This window comes from Streptomyces sp. BBFR25 (assembly GCF_044590125.1).
GTDB lineage: Bacteria > Actinomycetota > Actinomycetes > Streptomycetales > Streptomycetaceae > Streptomyces > Streptomyces canus_D.
Map to the genome: position 1 here is coordinate 5,104,999 of NZ_CP172447.1, position 14,868 is coordinate 5,119,866.

A 14,868-nucleotide genomic window follows, 5' to 3' on the forward strand; every position below is an offset into this window, starting at 1 on the left:
GGGAGGCGACTCCTTCCAGTGCTCCGCCTACCGGGTTAGCTGTCGGGTTCGGGCGGTGTGGCACGGAAGGGTTGCCCTACGGCGAGTCCGTCCCTCATGGAGGGCGGTGTCGCCGATTCACCCCAAAGTTCTCGGTTGGGTCCCCGGCTCCGGCTGCCGTGCGGCGTACCGGACTCGGCGGAGGCCGCGCGGCCCGGCGAGGTTCGCCGGAGGGGGTCGAGCGGCCTGCCCCGCACCGTAGCCAACTGGTGTGGCCGCTGTGAAGGTTGGTGGGTGATATGCCCGATACATTTTCGTGACCTTCCGTGCGGGCGCCTTTGGGCAGGTGGCGGGCGTCACTCTTCGTGTCCCGGCCGGTCGCGGGGTGTGCCCGGTCCGGGAACGCCGGGCATTTTCCGGGGTGGCGCCGGGTTGTCGGTGGGGCGCCCTAGACTCGGAGAGCGATGAGCAGCCTCTTTGACGACAGCTTCCTGGCGAGCCTCCAGACCCCCCGGGGTCACGAGGAGGAACCTCCGCCGCCGCCCGAGGACGATCACGGACCGGAGCCGGTCCCGCACGATCTGTTCGGCGGGAAGTTCGACGCGCCTCCGGACCGGGACACCCACTACCGGGACGGCGCCCCGCGCCCCGCCCTGGACGCCGCCGCGCTCCTGGAGGGGCTGAACGAGAACCAGAGGGCCGCCGTCGTCCACTCCGGCTCGCCGCTGCTCATCGTGGCCGGTGCCGGCTCCGGCAAGACCCGTGTGCTCACCCACCGCATCGCCCACCTGCTGGCCGAGCGGAACGTCCATCCGGGCCAGATCCTCGCGATCACCTTCACCAACAAGGCCGCGGGCGAGATGAAGGAGCGCGTGGAGCAGCTCGTCGGGCCGCGCGCCAACGCGATGTGGGTGATGACCTTCCACAGCGCGTGCGTCCGCATCCTGCGCCGCGAGTCGAAGAAGCTCGGCTTCACCTCGTCGTTCTCGATCTACGACGCCGCCGACTCCAAGCGGCTCATGGCGCTGGTCTGCCGCGACCTCGACCTGGACCCGAAGAAGTTCCCGCCGAAGTCCTTCAGCGCCAAGATCTCGAATCTGAAGAACGAGCTGATCGACGAGGAGGACTTCGCCGCCCAGGCCGCCGACGGCTTCGAGAAGACCCTCGCCCAGGCCTACGCCATGTACCAGTCGCGGCTGCGCGAGGCCAACGCCCTCGACTTCGACGACCTGATCATGACCACGGTCAATCTGCTGCGCGCCTTCCCGGACGTCGCCGAGCACTACCGCCGCCGCTTCCGGCACGTCCTGGTCGACGAGTACCAGGACACCAACCACGCCCAGTACGCCCTGGTGCGCGAGCTGGTCGGCGTGCCCTCGGAGCACCCCGTCGACGTGCCGCCGGAGGCCGAGGTGCCGCCCGCCGAGCTGTGCGTGGTGGGCGACGCCGACCAGTCGATCTACGCCTTCCGCGGCGCCACCATCCGCAACATCCTCCAGTTCGAGGAGGACTACCCGGACGCGACGACGATCCTCCTGGAGCAGAACTACCGCTCCACCCAGACCATCCTCAGCGCCGCCAACGCGGTCATCGAGCGCAACGAGTCCCGCCGCCCCAAGAACCTGTGGACCAACCAGGGCAGCGGCGCCCAGATCACCGGGTACGTCGCCGACACCGAGCACGACGAGGCGCAGTTCGTCGCCGACGAGATAGACCGCCTCACCGACGCGGGCGAGGCGAAGGCCGGCGACGTCGCCGTCTTCTACCGGACCAACGCCCAGTCCCGTGTCTTCGAAGAGGTCTTCATCCGCACCGGCCTGCCCTACAAGGTCGTCGGCGGCGTCCGCTTCTACGAGCGCAAGGAGGTCCGGGACGTCCTGGCCTACCTGCGGGTGCTGGCCAACCCGGAGGACTCGGTGCCGCTGCGCCGCATCCTCAACGTCCCCAAGCGCGGCATCGGCGACCGCGCGGAGGCGATGATCGACGCCCTCGCCCAGCGCGAGAAGATCAGCTTCCCGCAGGCGCTCAGGCGCGTCGACGAGGCGTACGGCATGGCCGCGCGCTCCGCGAACGCCGTCAAGCGGTTCAACACGCTCATGGAGGACCTGCGCACCGTCGTCGAGTCCGGCGCCGGACCGGCGACCGTCCTGGAGGCGATCCTCGAACGCACCGGGTACCTGGCCGAGTTGCAGGCCTCCACCGACCCGCAGGACGAGACCCGCATCGAGAACCTCCAGGAACTCGCGGCCGTCGCCCTGGAGTTCGAGCAGGAGCAGGCCGAGGGCGAGGAGTCGGGGACCCTGGCCGACTTCCTGGAGAAGGTGGCCCTCGTCGCCGACTCCGACCAGATCCCGGACGAGGAGGACGGCGACGGCGTCGTCACCCTGATGACCCTGCACACCGCCAAGGGCCTGGAGTTCCCGGTCGTCTTCCTCACCGGCATGGAGGACGGCGTCTTCCCGCACATGCGCGCCCTCGGCCAGGCCAAGGAGCTGGAGGAGGAACGGCGCCTCGCCTACGTCGGCATCACGCGCGCCCGCGAGCGCCTCTACCTGACCCGGTCGACGCTGCGCAGCGCCTGGGGCCAGCCGTCGTACAACCCGCCCTCCCGGTTCCTGGAGGAGATCCCGGCCCCCCACCTGGAGTGGAAGCGCACCGGGGCGAACGGCCCCGCGCCCTCCGCGCCGGTCTCGGGCGTGGCGGCCTCGCTGTCCTCGTCGCGTTCCCGCTCGTCGGCGTCGGGCGCGTCCGGCTTCGCCACCCGCAGGTCGGCCGGTGCCGAGCAGCCGACGGTCTCGCTGGCGGTCGGCGACCGCGTCACGCACGACCAGTTCGGGCTCGGCACGGTGGTCGGGGTCAAGGGCACCGGGTCCAACGCCGAAGCGACGATCGACTTCGGGGACACCAAGCCGAAGCGGCTGCTGCTGCGGTACGCGCCGGTGGAGAAGCTCTGAGGGTGTGCTGCGGGGCGGCGCGGTGAGGGCCCGGGCGCCTGCCCGGGCCGACCGTGGCCGCCCGGCCGGTGTGCCGAGACGTTACGGCGTCACGTCGGGCTGATGCCGTGGCTGCGCAGCCACGGCAGTGGGTCGATCGCCGAACCGCCCGCGGGGCGCACCTCGAAGTGCAGATGCGGACCGGTCGAGTTGCCCGAGTTGCCGGAGAATGCGATCGCGTCGCCCGCCTTCACGGTCGCACCGGAGGGGACCTGGTAGCTGGAGAGGTGGCAGTACCACGTCTCCGTGCCGTCCTTCGCGGTCACGATCATCATGTTGCCGTACGCGCTGTTGTACTGCGTCCGCACGGTGCCGTCGGTCGCCGCCATCACCTTCGTCCCGTACGACACGGGGAAGTCGATGCCGGTGTGGACGGACATCCAGTTGATGCCGGCCTGTCCGTAGTAGGCGCTGAGGCCGTGCTGTTCCACCGGGAGCGCGAACTTGGGGCGCAGCCGCTCCTTGCGGGCCGCCTCCTGCGCCGCACGCCTCTTCTCCAGGGCCTGCTCGGCCTTGAGGTCGATGCGCTCCTGCGTCCGGCTGGCCCGGTCCGCGAAGTCGTCGGCTCCGGCGGCCAGGCTGGTGAGCTGGGTGTCCAACTTGTTGTTGGCGGCGGCCGGTTGCACCGGCGCGGCCTTCGCGTTGCCCGGGTCCGGTGCGGATGCCGCGGCGTCCGCACTCTCGTCGCCGGTCAGGCTGCCGACGGAGGCGGCCGCGATACCGGCGACGCTCATCACGCAGGCCGACGGCACGGCGATGGTCAGCAGCGCGGAGCGCTTGGCGGGCTGGCGGCGACGGGAACGCGCCCCGGCGCGGGAGCCGGTACGCGAGCCGGTGCGGGCGGCCGGGATCCGAGTGGCGGGCGTGACCTCTTCCTGGTCGTCCAGCAGGGCGGTCACGGTGGGGAGTTCGCCGGTGGCGGCCGACTCGCCGTCGTACGGGGCCGGTTCGGTGCCCTCGGGGACGGGCGTGGCGTCCGGCGCGGCGTCGTCCGGGGCGGGGTGCTCGGCCGTTCGGGCAGGGTCCTCGGCGGCGGCGGTGGCTGCCGGGTCCGCGTTCCACTGCGTGGCGTCGTAGGAGCCGGTGTCCGCGGGGCCGCCGGGGAACGCACCGGTGTAGAAGGTGCCGGTCGCGAAGGCGCTCGTCTCGTAGGCGCCCGTGTCGAAGGTGCCGGTGTCGAAGGTCTGCGTGCCCCAGTCCCACTGCTGGGTCGCGTCGGCCGGAGCCCCCGACTGGTCCGGAAGGCTCCAGTCGCCGGTGTCCCACTGCCCGGTGGCCTCGGCGCCCGTGGCCTGCGGCGGTACGGCGCCGTGCTGCTGGTAGCCGGCCGTCCACGTCGTCGTGTCGTAGGCGCCGGTGTCGTAGGCGGCGTGGTGCTGGGCCGCGTACGCGTCGTAGTGCGGGGCCTGCTCGCCGCCGGGGGACCACTGGGCGGTGTCGTAGGAACCCGTCGCCTCGTGGGTGCCGGTGTAGTGGCCCGGCATGCTGCCGAAGAGGGGGTCCGCGTCGAAGGCCGAGGTGTCGGCGGTGCCGGTGGAAAAACCGGTGGAGGCGTAGCCGCCGAACGTGGTGAGGTCGCCGTACTGGGCCTCCCCCGTGCCGTACGACGCGTACTGCGCCGACGTGGCGTCGGAAGCCTGGGCCGGGGTGGTACTTGTCCCCGACGGGTGACGGTCGTTCACCAACTTCTCTTTCGCCTCGACAACAGGGGCTGCCAGAGCAGTGCGGCGACTGTACCCGGCGGTATACGGGCACGACAATCTTCCCCAGGTTTCGCGAGCGAAGGAAACGGGCAATCGGCCGTGTTTTGGGGGACGGCGGGCACGAGTTTGGCTTTGTGTTCGAGAATTGTTCGAGTCCGAACGGGTTGCTTCGGTCTCAGGCCACGGTCAGCCCGCCGGAGCGTTTGCCCGGTTCCGTGCCCGTTTCCCCTTCTGCTTCCGGTTCGGCGGTGTCGAGTGCCTGCCGTATCCCCGTGGCCACGGTGGGGTGCACGGGCAGCGCGAGGTGGCCGATGCCGCTCACCCGCACGTTCTCCACGCTCAGGTCGGGGTGGTCGAGACAGGCCGTCTCCAGCGGGTCCATCACGCGGTCCAGGTCGCTCCAGAAGCTGACGAACCGGGTACGGCAGCCGGGGGCCGGCCGGGTCAGCTCCTCGATCACCGCCGATCCGGGGCGCATCTGGCGCACGATCGGGTGCGCGTTCGCCAGCGGTACCACCTTGGTGCCGGCGTGTGGGGTCCCGAGCGTCACCAGGGTGCGGACGCGGAGGTCTCCGCCGAGGCGCTGTACGTAGTAGCGCGCGATCAGCCCACCGAGGCTGTGCCCGACGACGTCGACCCGCTCGCTGCCCGTCCGCTCGCAGATCTCCTCGATGTGCCGGCCGAGCAGCTCGGCCGCGGTGCGGATGTCGCAGGTCAGGGGGGAGTAGTTCAGCGACTCGATCTCGTGCCTGCCGTGCTGGGCCAGACTGCGGCGCAGCAGCAGGAAGACCGAGCGGTTGTCGATGAAACCGTGCACCAGCACGACCGGGGGGCTGACCGGGGCCGGGAGCCTGGGGGGCGGCGGGGACGGCTGCGGATCCAGGTCGTCCGGCGGCCGGACGACCTGCGCCGGGCGCCGCTCCTGGATGATCCCCGAGGGGTAGAGGAGGAGGTGCCCGGCGAGGATCGCGGCCTCCAGGGCGCTTGCCTTCAGGAGGGTCAGCGAGAGTCCGGTCAGTCGGCCCGGTAGGCCTGCCAGGTCCGGCAGTCCCGGGACCGCGGGGAGTCCCGGAAGGCCGGGGAGCCCCGGAAGCCCGGGCAGGAGACGCTGGAAGAGCGGGAGAAGGGGCAGTGCTGCCGTGGTGACCTTCATGGGCCGACCTCCTGTCGGCACGCGCAGGGACGCCTCTGTCCCCCGTGTGCCCTCGTGGAGCGCCGTGACACCAGTGACTGGTGCTGGTTGCGAGGTTTATGCCTACCCGTGTTGTGGCATGCCGTATCAGAGCCCTGTGGGCCTTGTGTGGCCTGTGGTGTCGGTGAAACGGCGACGAGGCGGGCGGGCGACCTGCGCTGCCCTCGCTGCGGCTCTCCGTGCGCGTGTTGCCGCCGCGCCCCTGAGCGGTGCGTGGCGAACCTGTCCCACCGTGTGATTTCCCCCTCTGTATCCACCGCGAAACTGCCGGGTGCGGGATGCTGGCGATAACGTGCGTTCACTTCCCCCGGACACTGTGGTGCGGGGATCCGCGCCGTGAGGACGAGAAGTGTGCGGTACTTGTCGTTACGGATGGATGTAGTCGCTTCATGGAGGCAGTGATGGGTGTGGCAGCCGGTCCGATCCGCGTGGTGGTGGCCAAGCCGGGGCTCGACGGCCACGATCGCGGGGCCAAGGTGATCGCGCGGGCGCTGCGCGACGCCGGTATGGAAGTCATCTACACCGGGCTCCACCAGACGCCCGAGCAGATCGTCGACACCGCGATCCAGGAGGACGCCGACGCGATCGGGCTGTCCATCCTCTCCGGTGCGCACAACACGCTCTTCGCCGCGGTGATCGAGCTGCTGCGGGAGCGGGACGCCGCGGACATCCTGGTCTTCGGCGGCGGGATCATCCCCGAGGCGGACATCGCCCCGCTGAAGGAGAAGGGCGTCGCGGAGATCTTCACGCCCGGCGCGACCACGGCGTCCATCGTGGACTGGGTGCGGGCGAACGTGCGGGAGCCCGCGGGGGCGTAGGACTGGCCGTCCGGCCTTGGCCTGGAGCTTTGGTTGTCCGGCTTTGGCCCGCAGCTTTGGTTGGTCCGGCCTTGGTCGTCCGGCCTGGGCAGGCGTCAGGCGGCTGTTCCGAGGGCGCGGGTTCGCCCCGTGTCCACCCGGGCACGCCTCGGGCCGTGTTGTGCGCGGGCGACGGGCCGCGGGGTGGTGCCTCACGGCCCCGCCCGGAGTTCCTCGGCCATCGCCGCCCGCAGGCGCAAGGTCGTGACGAGCCGTTGGAACGCCTCCGCCCAGTACCACCCGGCCCCCGGCGACGCGTCCTCCGGCTCGTCCGGTATCGCCAGCAGGCCGTCGAGGCGGCCCGCCTCCGAGGGGTCGAGGCAGCGCTCGGCCAGGCCCATGACGCCGCTGAAGCTCCACGGGTAGCTCCCGGCGTCCCGGGCGATGTTGAGGGCGTCGACCACCGCACGGCCGAGCGGCGTGGCCCACGGCACCCCGCACATGCCGAGCAGCTGGAACGCCTCGGACAGTCCGTGCGTCGCGATGAACCCGGCGACCCACTCGGCGCGTTCACCGGGACTCAGAGTGCCGAGCAGCTTGGCCCGCTCGGCCAGGGACACCGCGCCCGGCCCTCCGGCCTCGGGCGCCGTGGGTGCGCCCAGCAGTGCCCTCGCCCATAGGCCGTCGCGCTGTCGTACCGCCGCGCGGCACCACGCGGCGTGCAGCTCGCTCTGCCAGCCGTCCGCCACCGGCAGGGCGACGATCTCCTCGGCCGTACGACCCCCGAGCCGGGCCGGCCAGGTGGCCAGCGGGGCCGCCTCCGCCAACTGGCCGAACCACCACGACCGTTCCCCGCGTCCGGCCGGCGGCTTGGCCACCACGCCGTCCCGCTCCATGCCCGTGTCGCACTCGTGGGGCGCCTCGACGGTGATCGCCGGTGGGGTGAGGGTGCGGTCGAGGGACACGCACGTCGCGGCCCGCGCCGCCATCCGCGTGGCCAGCGCCGAGTACGGCAGCGCCGACAGCAACTCGGCCGCCGTGGCTCGTACGTTGCGGCTGCGGTCGGCCAGCGCCTGCTCCAGGAAGGGTTCGTCCGCCGCCTCCAGTCCCGTCCGCAGCGAGTCGAGGAACATCAGCCGGTCCTCGGCCCGTTCCGTCGCCCAGGTCGACGCCAGCAGATCGCGTGCGCCGGCCGGGTCACGGGCGCGCAGGGACGCCAGGAGAGCGACACGCTCGGCGAACAGGCCCTCGTCCCAGAGCCTGCGCGCCCGCTCCGTGGCATCGGCACCCGGCGGTGCGCTCTCTGCGCCGGGCGTCGCGCGCAGGGCGAACCGCCAGTCCGGATTCAGCCGGGCCAGCCACAGGGCGCGGGGCCCCGCGAACTTCAGCGCCGCCGGCCGCAGGTCCGTACGCCCCCGCGCCGCGTCCAGCAGCGCCGGTAGCGCCTGGGGCGGCGCCGCGAAACCGCGGGCGTTCGCCGTCGCCAGCCACTGGGGCAGCAACTCCCTCAGGTCGGGCGCGCTGCCTCTGCGACCGCCGCCCGCCGTGCCGGGGCGGTCGGTGAGCAGCATCGTGAGCCGACGGGCGGCCGCGTCCGGCAGCGGCGGGCGGGGGTCCTCGGGCGCGGGGTCGGGGCGCCGGGCCGCGCGGGCCGGTCGCAGACCCGCGCGGCGGCGCACGGTCTCCGCCGCCGCCGCGTCCAGCAACGCCGCCGCGGCCCCGGGTCCCCGCTCGAGGCCCGGTGGCGTACGCCGGTCCGTGCCCAGCAGCGCCGCGGTGACCAACTCCTCCCAGACACCGGGCCCGGAAGCCGACGCGGGCACGGACCCCGCCTCCGGGACGGCGGCCTCGGTGCTGGCGGAAGCCGCGGGGCCGACGGGCGGCCACGGCGCGGTGGTCGCCGTAGGTGTGGTCGTGATCGTGGTCGTGGTCGGTGTGGTCGTGGCCGTAGTCGTGGGAGCGGGTGTTCTGGTCATGTCGTTCCCCTCCGGTTCCGGTCCCATGGGGCGGATCAGCACAGCGGCACCGCCGTACCCGGTCCGGTCGGCCAGGCCGTCAGCGGTGTGAAGCCGCGGTGGCCGCACTCGCCGAAGACCGTGACGGGCGCACCGCCCGACAGCGCGACCAGCCGCCACAGGCCCGGTTGGTTCCCGGTGGTCCGGGCGAGCGGCAGCGCCGAGTCCCCGTCGGCGTCCGCCAGTTGCCAGCCGTTGCCGTCCGGTACGGGGACGACCCGCTCCAGGACCACCGGCACCGCGTCCAGCCACGGGTCGCCGCGGAGCGCCTCGCCGTACCGGACGGCCGCTCCCGAGGTCGTCACCCCCCTCGGGCGGGTCGGCGTGGGTCCTGGCGGTGCGAACCTCCGGCCGAGGGCCACCCGCTGCCGCCCCGCGTCCGGATACGCGGAGACCTCCGCCTCCAAGGCCAGCCCCACCGGCAGCGCCAGCTCGGGCGAACGGCCCGCGGCGCCGTAGGAGAGGAGCAGCACCGTGCGGTGCGTCTTCGCGCCGTACAACCAGACGCGACGGGTCGTCAGCCGGGCGTCCGCGGTGTCGTACTGGGCGAGGACCAGCCAGTGGTCCCGCACCGGTGGGCCGTCCGCGGAGGCGGGCAGCCCCACGCGTGAACGGACCGTCGCCGCCAGGCCGTCCGGCAGCCGCTCGCGGTGCGACCAGCCTCGGTAGAGCAGATGGAGCAGAGCACACTCTTCGAGCAGCCGCACCGGCCAGCCGGGACCCGACGACGGTATGGCGCCCAGCTCCCGCACGCGCGAGGCCAGTCCCGGCGCCTGGGCGTCGACCATGCGGGCCGCCGTTTCCTCCCACGGCCCGTGCCCCGTCCGCTCGGCGCCGGCCAGACCGGCGCGCAGGAGGTCCGCGAGCCGCTGCTCCAGCTCCGTCGCGCCCGCGGTGATCCGCTCGGCCCGCCGCTCCGCCCGGCGCCGTGCCGCCTCGGGGTCACCGGACGGGACCTCGGGGGCGGTTGGGCCCGCGACCCCCGCGTCCGAGGACTCGCGCCGTCCGGCGACCGCCCGCCGCACCCCCTCCGGCGCCTCCCCCTCCGGCACCGCGCCTTCCGCGCCCGGCTCTCGCACAGCTCACACCGTCCCCTCGTCGCGACTCCCCATCCCGGACCCCCTGCCGAGCCATGCCATCGAAGGTAGGTCCCCCCACTGACAATGGCCCGAACCGCAGCATTTCCGCAGGTCAGAGCGATTGTCAGTGGCGTGGTGCACCGTGGATGACAGATCGGACCGGCCTAGCTGGAGGGGGAAACGGCCATGCCCGCATTCGTGGAACGGACGTCCGAGGCAGAGGTGTTGCGGCCGCACGCCGAGCACGCGTTCGCGGTCGAACTGGCCGCGCTGGCCGCGTTGGACGACCGTCCGCGTCCGGCCCGCTGGAAGCTGTCGCCGTGGGCCGTCGCCACCTACCTGCTCGGCGGCACTCTGCCCGACGGCACGGTGATCACCCCGAAGTACGTGGGCCCGCGCCGCATCGTCGAGGTCGCCGTCAGCACGCTCGCCACCGACCGCGCCCTGCTCCTGCTCGGCGTGCCGGGCACCGCCAAGACCTGGGTTTCCGAGCACCTCGCCGCGGCCGTCAGCGGCGACTCGACCCTGCTCGTGCAGGGGACGGCCGGCACCCCCGAGGAGGCGATCCGCTACGGCTGGAACTACGCACGGCTCCTTGCCCACGGCCCCAGCCGGGACGCCCTGGTGCCCAGCCCGGTCATGCGGGGGATGACGGAGGGGATGACCGTCCGGGTCGAGGAGCTGACCCGCATCCCGGCCGACGTGCAGGACAGCCTGATCACGATCCTGTCGGAGAAGACCCTGCCGATACCGGAGTTGGGCCAGGAGGTGCAGGCGGTGCGCGGTTTCAACCTGGTCGCCACCGCCAACGACCGCGACCGCGGGGTCAACGACCTGTCCAGCGCCCTGCGCCGCCGCTTCAACACGGTCGTGCTGCCGCTGCCGGCGAGCGCCGAGGCCGAAGTCGACATCGTCACGCGCCGCGTCGACCAGATCGGCCGCTCCCTCGACCTGCCGTCGGCGCCCGACGGCACCGACGAGATCCGACGGGTCGTCACCGTCTTCCGCGAGCTGCGGGACGGGCTGACGAGCGACGGCCGTACGAAGGTCAAGTCGCCCAGCGGCACGCTGTCCACGGCCGAGGCCATCTCCGTCGTCACCGGTGGCCTCGCGCTGTCCGCCCACTTCGGCGACGGCGTGCTGCGGCCCGGCGACGTCGCCGCGGGCGTCCTCGGAGCGGTCGTCCGCGACCCGGCCACGGACCGCGTCGTCTGGCAGGAGTACCTCGAGACGGTCGTGCGCGAGCGGGACGGCTGGCAGGACTTCTACCGGGCCTGCCGGGAGGTGACGGCGTGAACGCCACGCGGATGCGGACGAGTCGAGGAGGGGCGGGTACGGCGGTGACGGGGGCGACGGGGGACGACGGGGACTCGAGCTGGACCCGCAGGGGAGGGGGACGGCGTGAGGGGCACTGACCGGGACGGGAGCGGCGGATCCGGCGGGCCGCCCGGTGCCGGGGAGCCCGGTGGCCGCCCGTTGCTGCTCGGCGTACGCCACCACGGGCCGGGGTCGGCCCGGGCGGTGCGGGCCGCGCTGGACGCGGTGCGGCCGGGGGTGGTGCTGATCGAGGGGCCGCCGGAGGCCGACGCCCTGATCCCGCTGGCCGCCGACGAGGACATGCGGCCGCCGGTCGCGCTCCTCGCCCACGCCGCGGACGAGCCCGGCCGCTCGGCGTTCTGGCCGCTGGCCGAGTTCTCCCCGGAGTGGGTGGCCGTCCGCTGGGCCCTGGAACACGACGTCCCGGCCCGCTTCATCGACCTCCCGGCCACGCACACGCTGGCGTGGCGGGCGGCGGACGACCACGCTGACGGTCAGCCGGACGGTCAAACGGGCGGCCGGGACCCGGGTGACCGGCCCGGCACCGCGCCCCCCGACGTGCGGGGCGACCCGCTCGCCGCCCTCGCCGCGGCGGCCGGACATGACGACCCCGAGCGCTGGTGGGAGGACGTGATCGAGCACCGGGGCCCGGGGGAGGGGGACGTGCTCGCACCGTTCACGGCGCTGGAGGAGGCGATGACGGCGCTGCGCGAGACCGACGACGGCGAGGAGGAGGACGGTAAGGAGGGCGGCGAGGTGGGCGGCGAGTGGGGCGCCGCTGACGTGCGGGACCTCGTGCGGGAGGCCCACATGCGGCTCCAGGTCCGGGCGGCGCAGCGGGAGTTCGCCCAGGGGGTGGCCGTGGTCTGCGGGGCGTGGCACGTGCCCGCGCTGCGGCGCGGGACGACCGTCGCCGCCGACCGGGCCCTGGTGAAGGGGCTGCCCAGGACCAAGGTGGAGATGACCTGGGTGCCCTGGACCCACCGCAGACTCTCCCGGGCGGGTGGCTACGGGGCGGGCATCGAGTCGCCGGGCTGGTACGGGCACCTGTTCGCCGCGGTCGACCGTCCCGTCGAGCGATGGCTGACCAAGGTGGCCGGACTGTTGCGGGAGGAGGACAGGGTCGTCTCCCCGGCGCACGTCATCGAGGCGACGCGGCTGGCGGAAGCCCTCGCGGTGATCCGCGGGCGCCCGCTGCCCGGGCTGAGCGAGACGACGGAGGCCGTGCGGGCGGTGATGTGCGACGGCTCGGACGTGCCGCTGGCGCTGGTACACGACCGTCTGGTGGTCGGGGACGTACTCGGGGAGGTGCCGGCCGGGGCGCCCGCGGTGCCCTTGCAACGTGACCTGACCCGGATCCAGCGGCGGCTGCGGCTCAAACCCGAGCCGGCGGAGCGGGAGCTGGAACTGGACCTGCGCAAGGAGACCGACGCCGGGCGCAGCAGACTGCTGCACCGCCTGCGTCTGCTCGGCGTCCGCTGGGGCGAGCCGGCCGCCTCACGCAGTACAGGCACGTTCCGGGAGACGTGGCGGCTGCGGTGGGAGCCGGAGCTGTCGGTGCGGGTCGCCGAGGCCGGGGTGTGGGGGACGACCGTGCTGTCCGCCGCGACCGCCAGGGCCGAAGCGGACGCCCTCACCGCCCAGGGCCTCGCCGAGGTGACCGCGCTCGCCGAACGCTGCCTGCTGGCCGAACTGCCGGACGCGCTCTCGCCGGTGATGCGGATACTCGCCGACCGGGCGGCGCTCGACACGGACGTCGGCCACCTCGCCCAGGCGCTGCCCGCACTCGTCCGCTCGTTGCGCTACGGCGATGTGCGCGGCACGGACACCGGCGCCCTGGCCGAGGTCGCCGCGGGGCTCGCCGAGCGCGTCTTCGTCGGCCTGCCCGCGGCCTGCGCCGCACTGGACGCCGACGCGGCCGAGGAGATGCGCGGGCACGTGGACGCCGTGCACACGGCCGTGGGCCTGCTCGGCGACGCCCCCGCGCCGGGCCGCGGCGACCTGGGGCTCCGCTGGCGGGCGGTGCTGCGGACCCTCTCCGCGCGGGACGCCGTGCCCGGCATCGTCCGCGGGCGCGCCGTACGGCTGCTGCTGGACGACGGCGAGCTGGCACCGGACGAGGCGGCGCGGCTCATGGGCCTGGTGCTGTCCCCGGGGACGCCACCGGCGGACGCGGCGGCCTGGATCGAGGGCTTCGTCGGCGGCGGCTCGGGCGGCGGCATGCTCCTGCTGCACGACGACCGGCTGCTGGCCCTGGTCGACGCCTGGCTGACCGGTGTACCGGCGGACGCGTTCACGGACGTACTGCCCCTGCTGCGCCGCACCTTCTCCGCCTTCGAGCCGGGAGTGCGCCGCAGCCTCGGCGAGCTGGTCAGGCGCGGACCGGAGGCACGGGGGAGTCTGACAACGGCCGGATCCGGCATACCGGGCTTCGCGACGGGCCTCGACACCGAGCGGGCCGACGCGGTGCTGCCGGTGGTCCGACTGCTGCTGGGCGGCCCGGAGAGCCCGGCGCCGGAAGACAACGACCTGGTGGGGGCGGACACATGACCGGACAGATGACCGGACAGATGACCGGGCACGTGACTGAGCACCTGACGCAACGCGTGCCGGGACGCGTGCCGGGGACCGAGCCGGAAGGCGCCGACGCGGCACAGGAGCGGCTGCGGCGGTGGCGGCTCGTCCTCGGCGGCGACCCGGCCGACGGCACCGGCCACGCGCTGTCCGGACGGGACGCCGCGATGGACGGAGCACTCACCTCGCTCTACGGAAAGGGGGACACCCCACGGGCGGGGCGGGACCGTGCGGCGGGACTCGGGGCGTCCGCACCGGCCGTGGCCCGCTGGCTGGGCGACATCCGGACCTACTTCCCCTCCTCCGTCGTCCAGGTCATGCAGCGGGACGCCATCGACCGGCTCGGGCTCGCCACCCTCCTGCTGGAACCGGAGATGCTCGAGGCCGTGGAGGCCGACGTGCACCTCGTCGGCACCCTGCTGTCCCTGAACAAGGCGATGCCGGAAACGACGAAGGAGACGGCACGGGCCGTCGTGCGCAAGGTCGTCGACGACCTGGAGAAGCGACTCGCCACCCGCACCCGTGCCGCTCTGACCGGCGCGCTGGACCGCAGCGCCCGCACCGGCCGGCCCCGCCACCACGACATCGACTGGAACCGCACCGTCGCGGCCAACCTCAAGCACTATCTGCCGGAGCACCGCACGATCGTCCCCGAGCGGCTCGTCGGCTACGGGCGGGCCTCCCGTTCGGTGAAGAAGGAGGTCGTCCTCTGCGTCGACCAGTCCGGGTCGATGGCGGCGTCCGTCGTGTACGCGTCCGTGTTCGGCGCGGTGCTGGCGTCCATGCGCTCGATCGACACCCGGCTCGTCGTCTTCGACACGGCGGTCGTCGACCTCACCGACCAGCTCGACGACCCGGTCGACGTGCTCTTCGGGACGCGACTGGGCGGCGGTACGGACATCAACCGCGCGCTGGCGTACTGCCAGTCGCGGATCACCCGGCCCGCGGAGACGGTGGTCGTGCTGATCAGCGACCTGTACGAGGGCGGCATACGCGACGAGATGCTCAAGCGGGTCGCGGCGATGCAGGCGGCCGGGGTGCGGTTCGTGACGCTGCTGGCCCTGTCCGACGAGGGGACGCCCTCGTACGACCGGGACCACGCGGCGGCCCTCGCGGCGCTCGGCGCACCGGCCTTCGCCTGCACGCCCGACCTCTTCCCGGAGGTGATGGCGGCCGCGATCGAGCGACGACCCCTGCCGATACCGGATGCCGGGTGACG

Annotated in this window: 9 protein-coding genes and 1 riboswitch; of the genes, 5 read left to right on the forward strand and 4 right to left on the reverse strand. The window is 73.5% G+C overall.

The window, feature by feature from the left end; all coding sequences use genetic code 11:
• Window positions 1–7: 7 nt before the first annotated feature.
• Window positions 8–190: riboswitch (cyclic di-AMP (ydaO/yuaA leader) on the reverse strand.
• 253 nt (window positions 191–443) lie between these two features.
• Complete coding sequence (pcrA, locus tag ACGH52_RS23460; protein WP_399942079.1) at window positions 444–2,933, forward strand: DNA helicase PcrA; 2,490 nt, start codon at window positions 444–446, stop codon at window positions 2,931–2,933.
• Between the two features lie 89 nt (window positions 2,934–3,022).
• Here the strand turns inward: pcrA and ACGH52_RS23465 are convergent, their stop codons facing one another.
• Both ACGH52_RS23465 and ACGH52_RS23470 read right to left on the reverse strand, forming a co-directional pair.
• A complete protein-coding gene (locus tag ACGH52_RS23465; protein ID WP_121702727.1) occupies window positions 3,023–4,654 on the reverse strand; it encodes a M23 family metallopeptidase in 1,632 nt (543 codons plus the stop codon).
• 196 nt (window positions 4,655–4,850) lie between these two features.
• A complete protein-coding gene (locus ACGH52_RS23470) occupies window positions 4,851–5,828 on the reverse strand; it encodes a triacylglycerol lipase (protein WP_210974093.1) in 978 nt (325 codons plus the stop codon).
• Between the two features lie 440 nt (window positions 5,829–6,268).
• Between ACGH52_RS23470 and ACGH52_RS23475 the strand changes: the two genes are divergently transcribed.
• Window positions 6,269–6,685, forward strand: a complete 417-nt coding sequence (locus tag ACGH52_RS23475; RefSeq protein WP_003974171.1) for a cobalamin B12-binding domain-containing protein — start codon at window positions 6,269–6,271, stop codon at window positions 6,683–6,685.
• A gap of 191 nt (window positions 6,686–6,876) precedes the next feature.
• On the opposite strand, the gene ACGH52_RS23480 is transcribed toward ACGH52_RS23475, so the two are convergent.
• Both ACGH52_RS23480 and ACGH52_RS23485 read right to left on the reverse strand, forming a co-directional pair.
• Window positions 6,877–8,640, reverse strand: coding sequence for a DUF5691 domain-containing protein (locus tag ACGH52_RS23480; RefSeq protein ID WP_399942083.1), 1,764 nt, complete (start codon window positions 8,638–8,640; stop codon window positions 6,877–6,879).
• Window positions 8,641–8,675: 35 nt separating this feature from the next.
• Complete coding sequence (locus tag ACGH52_RS23485; RefSeq protein ID WP_308293435.1) at window positions 8,676–9,758, reverse strand: hypothetical protein; 1,083 nt, start codon at window positions 9,756–9,758, stop codon at window positions 8,676–8,678.
• Window positions 9,759–9,944: 186 nt separating this feature from the next.
• Between ACGH52_RS23485 and ACGH52_RS23490 the strand changes: the two genes are divergently transcribed.
• The 3 genes from ACGH52_RS23490 (at window position 9,945) to ACGH52_RS23500 (ending at window position 14,866) form a co-directional block, all read left to right on the forward strand.
• Window positions 9,945–11,054 carry an AAA family ATPase gene (locus ACGH52_RS23490; protein WP_210974092.1) on the forward strand — a complete coding sequence of 370 codons (1,110 nt, stop codon included), beginning with the start codon at window positions 9,945–9,947 and terminating at the stop codon, window positions 11,052–11,054.
• A gap of 105 nt (window positions 11,055–11,159) precedes the next feature.
• On the forward strand, window positions 11,160–13,625 hold the full coding sequence (locus ACGH52_RS23495) for a DUF5682 family protein (RefSeq protein WP_399942086.1): 2,466 nt from the start codon (window positions 11,160–11,162) through the stop codon (window positions 13,623–13,625).
• 20 nt (window positions 13,626–13,645) lie between these two features.
• Entirely contained in the window at window positions 13,646–14,866 is a 1,221-nt protein-coding gene (locus ACGH52_RS23500; RefSeq protein ID WP_399946860.1) for a VWA domain-containing protein, read from the forward strand.
• Window positions 14,867–14,868 lie beyond the last annotated feature (2 nt).

Coding starts and splice junctions, on each gene's coding strand:
- pcrA (WP_399942079.1), top strand. CDS start 444: ATGAGCAGCCTCTTTGACGACAGCTTCCTGGCGAGCCTCCAGACCCCC.
- ACGH52_RS23470 (WP_210974093.1), bottom strand. CDS start 5,828: ATGAAGGTCACCACGGCAGCACTGCCCCTTCTCCCGCTCTTCCAGCGT.
- ACGH52_RS23475 (WP_003974171.1), top strand. CDS start 6,269: ATGGGTGTGGCAGCCGGTCCGATCCGCGTGGTGGTGGCCAAGCCGGGG.
- ACGH52_RS23480 (WP_399942083.1), bottom strand. CDS start 8,640: ATGACCAGAACACCCGCTCCCACGACTACGGCCACGACCACACCGACC.
- ACGH52_RS23490 (WP_210974092.1), top strand. CDS start 9,945: ATGCCCGCATTCGTGGAACGGACGTCCGAGGCAGAGGTGTTGCGGCCG.
- ACGH52_RS23500 (WP_399946860.1), top strand. CDS start 13,646: ATGACCGGGCACGTGACTGAGCACCTGACGCAACGCGTGCCGGGACGC.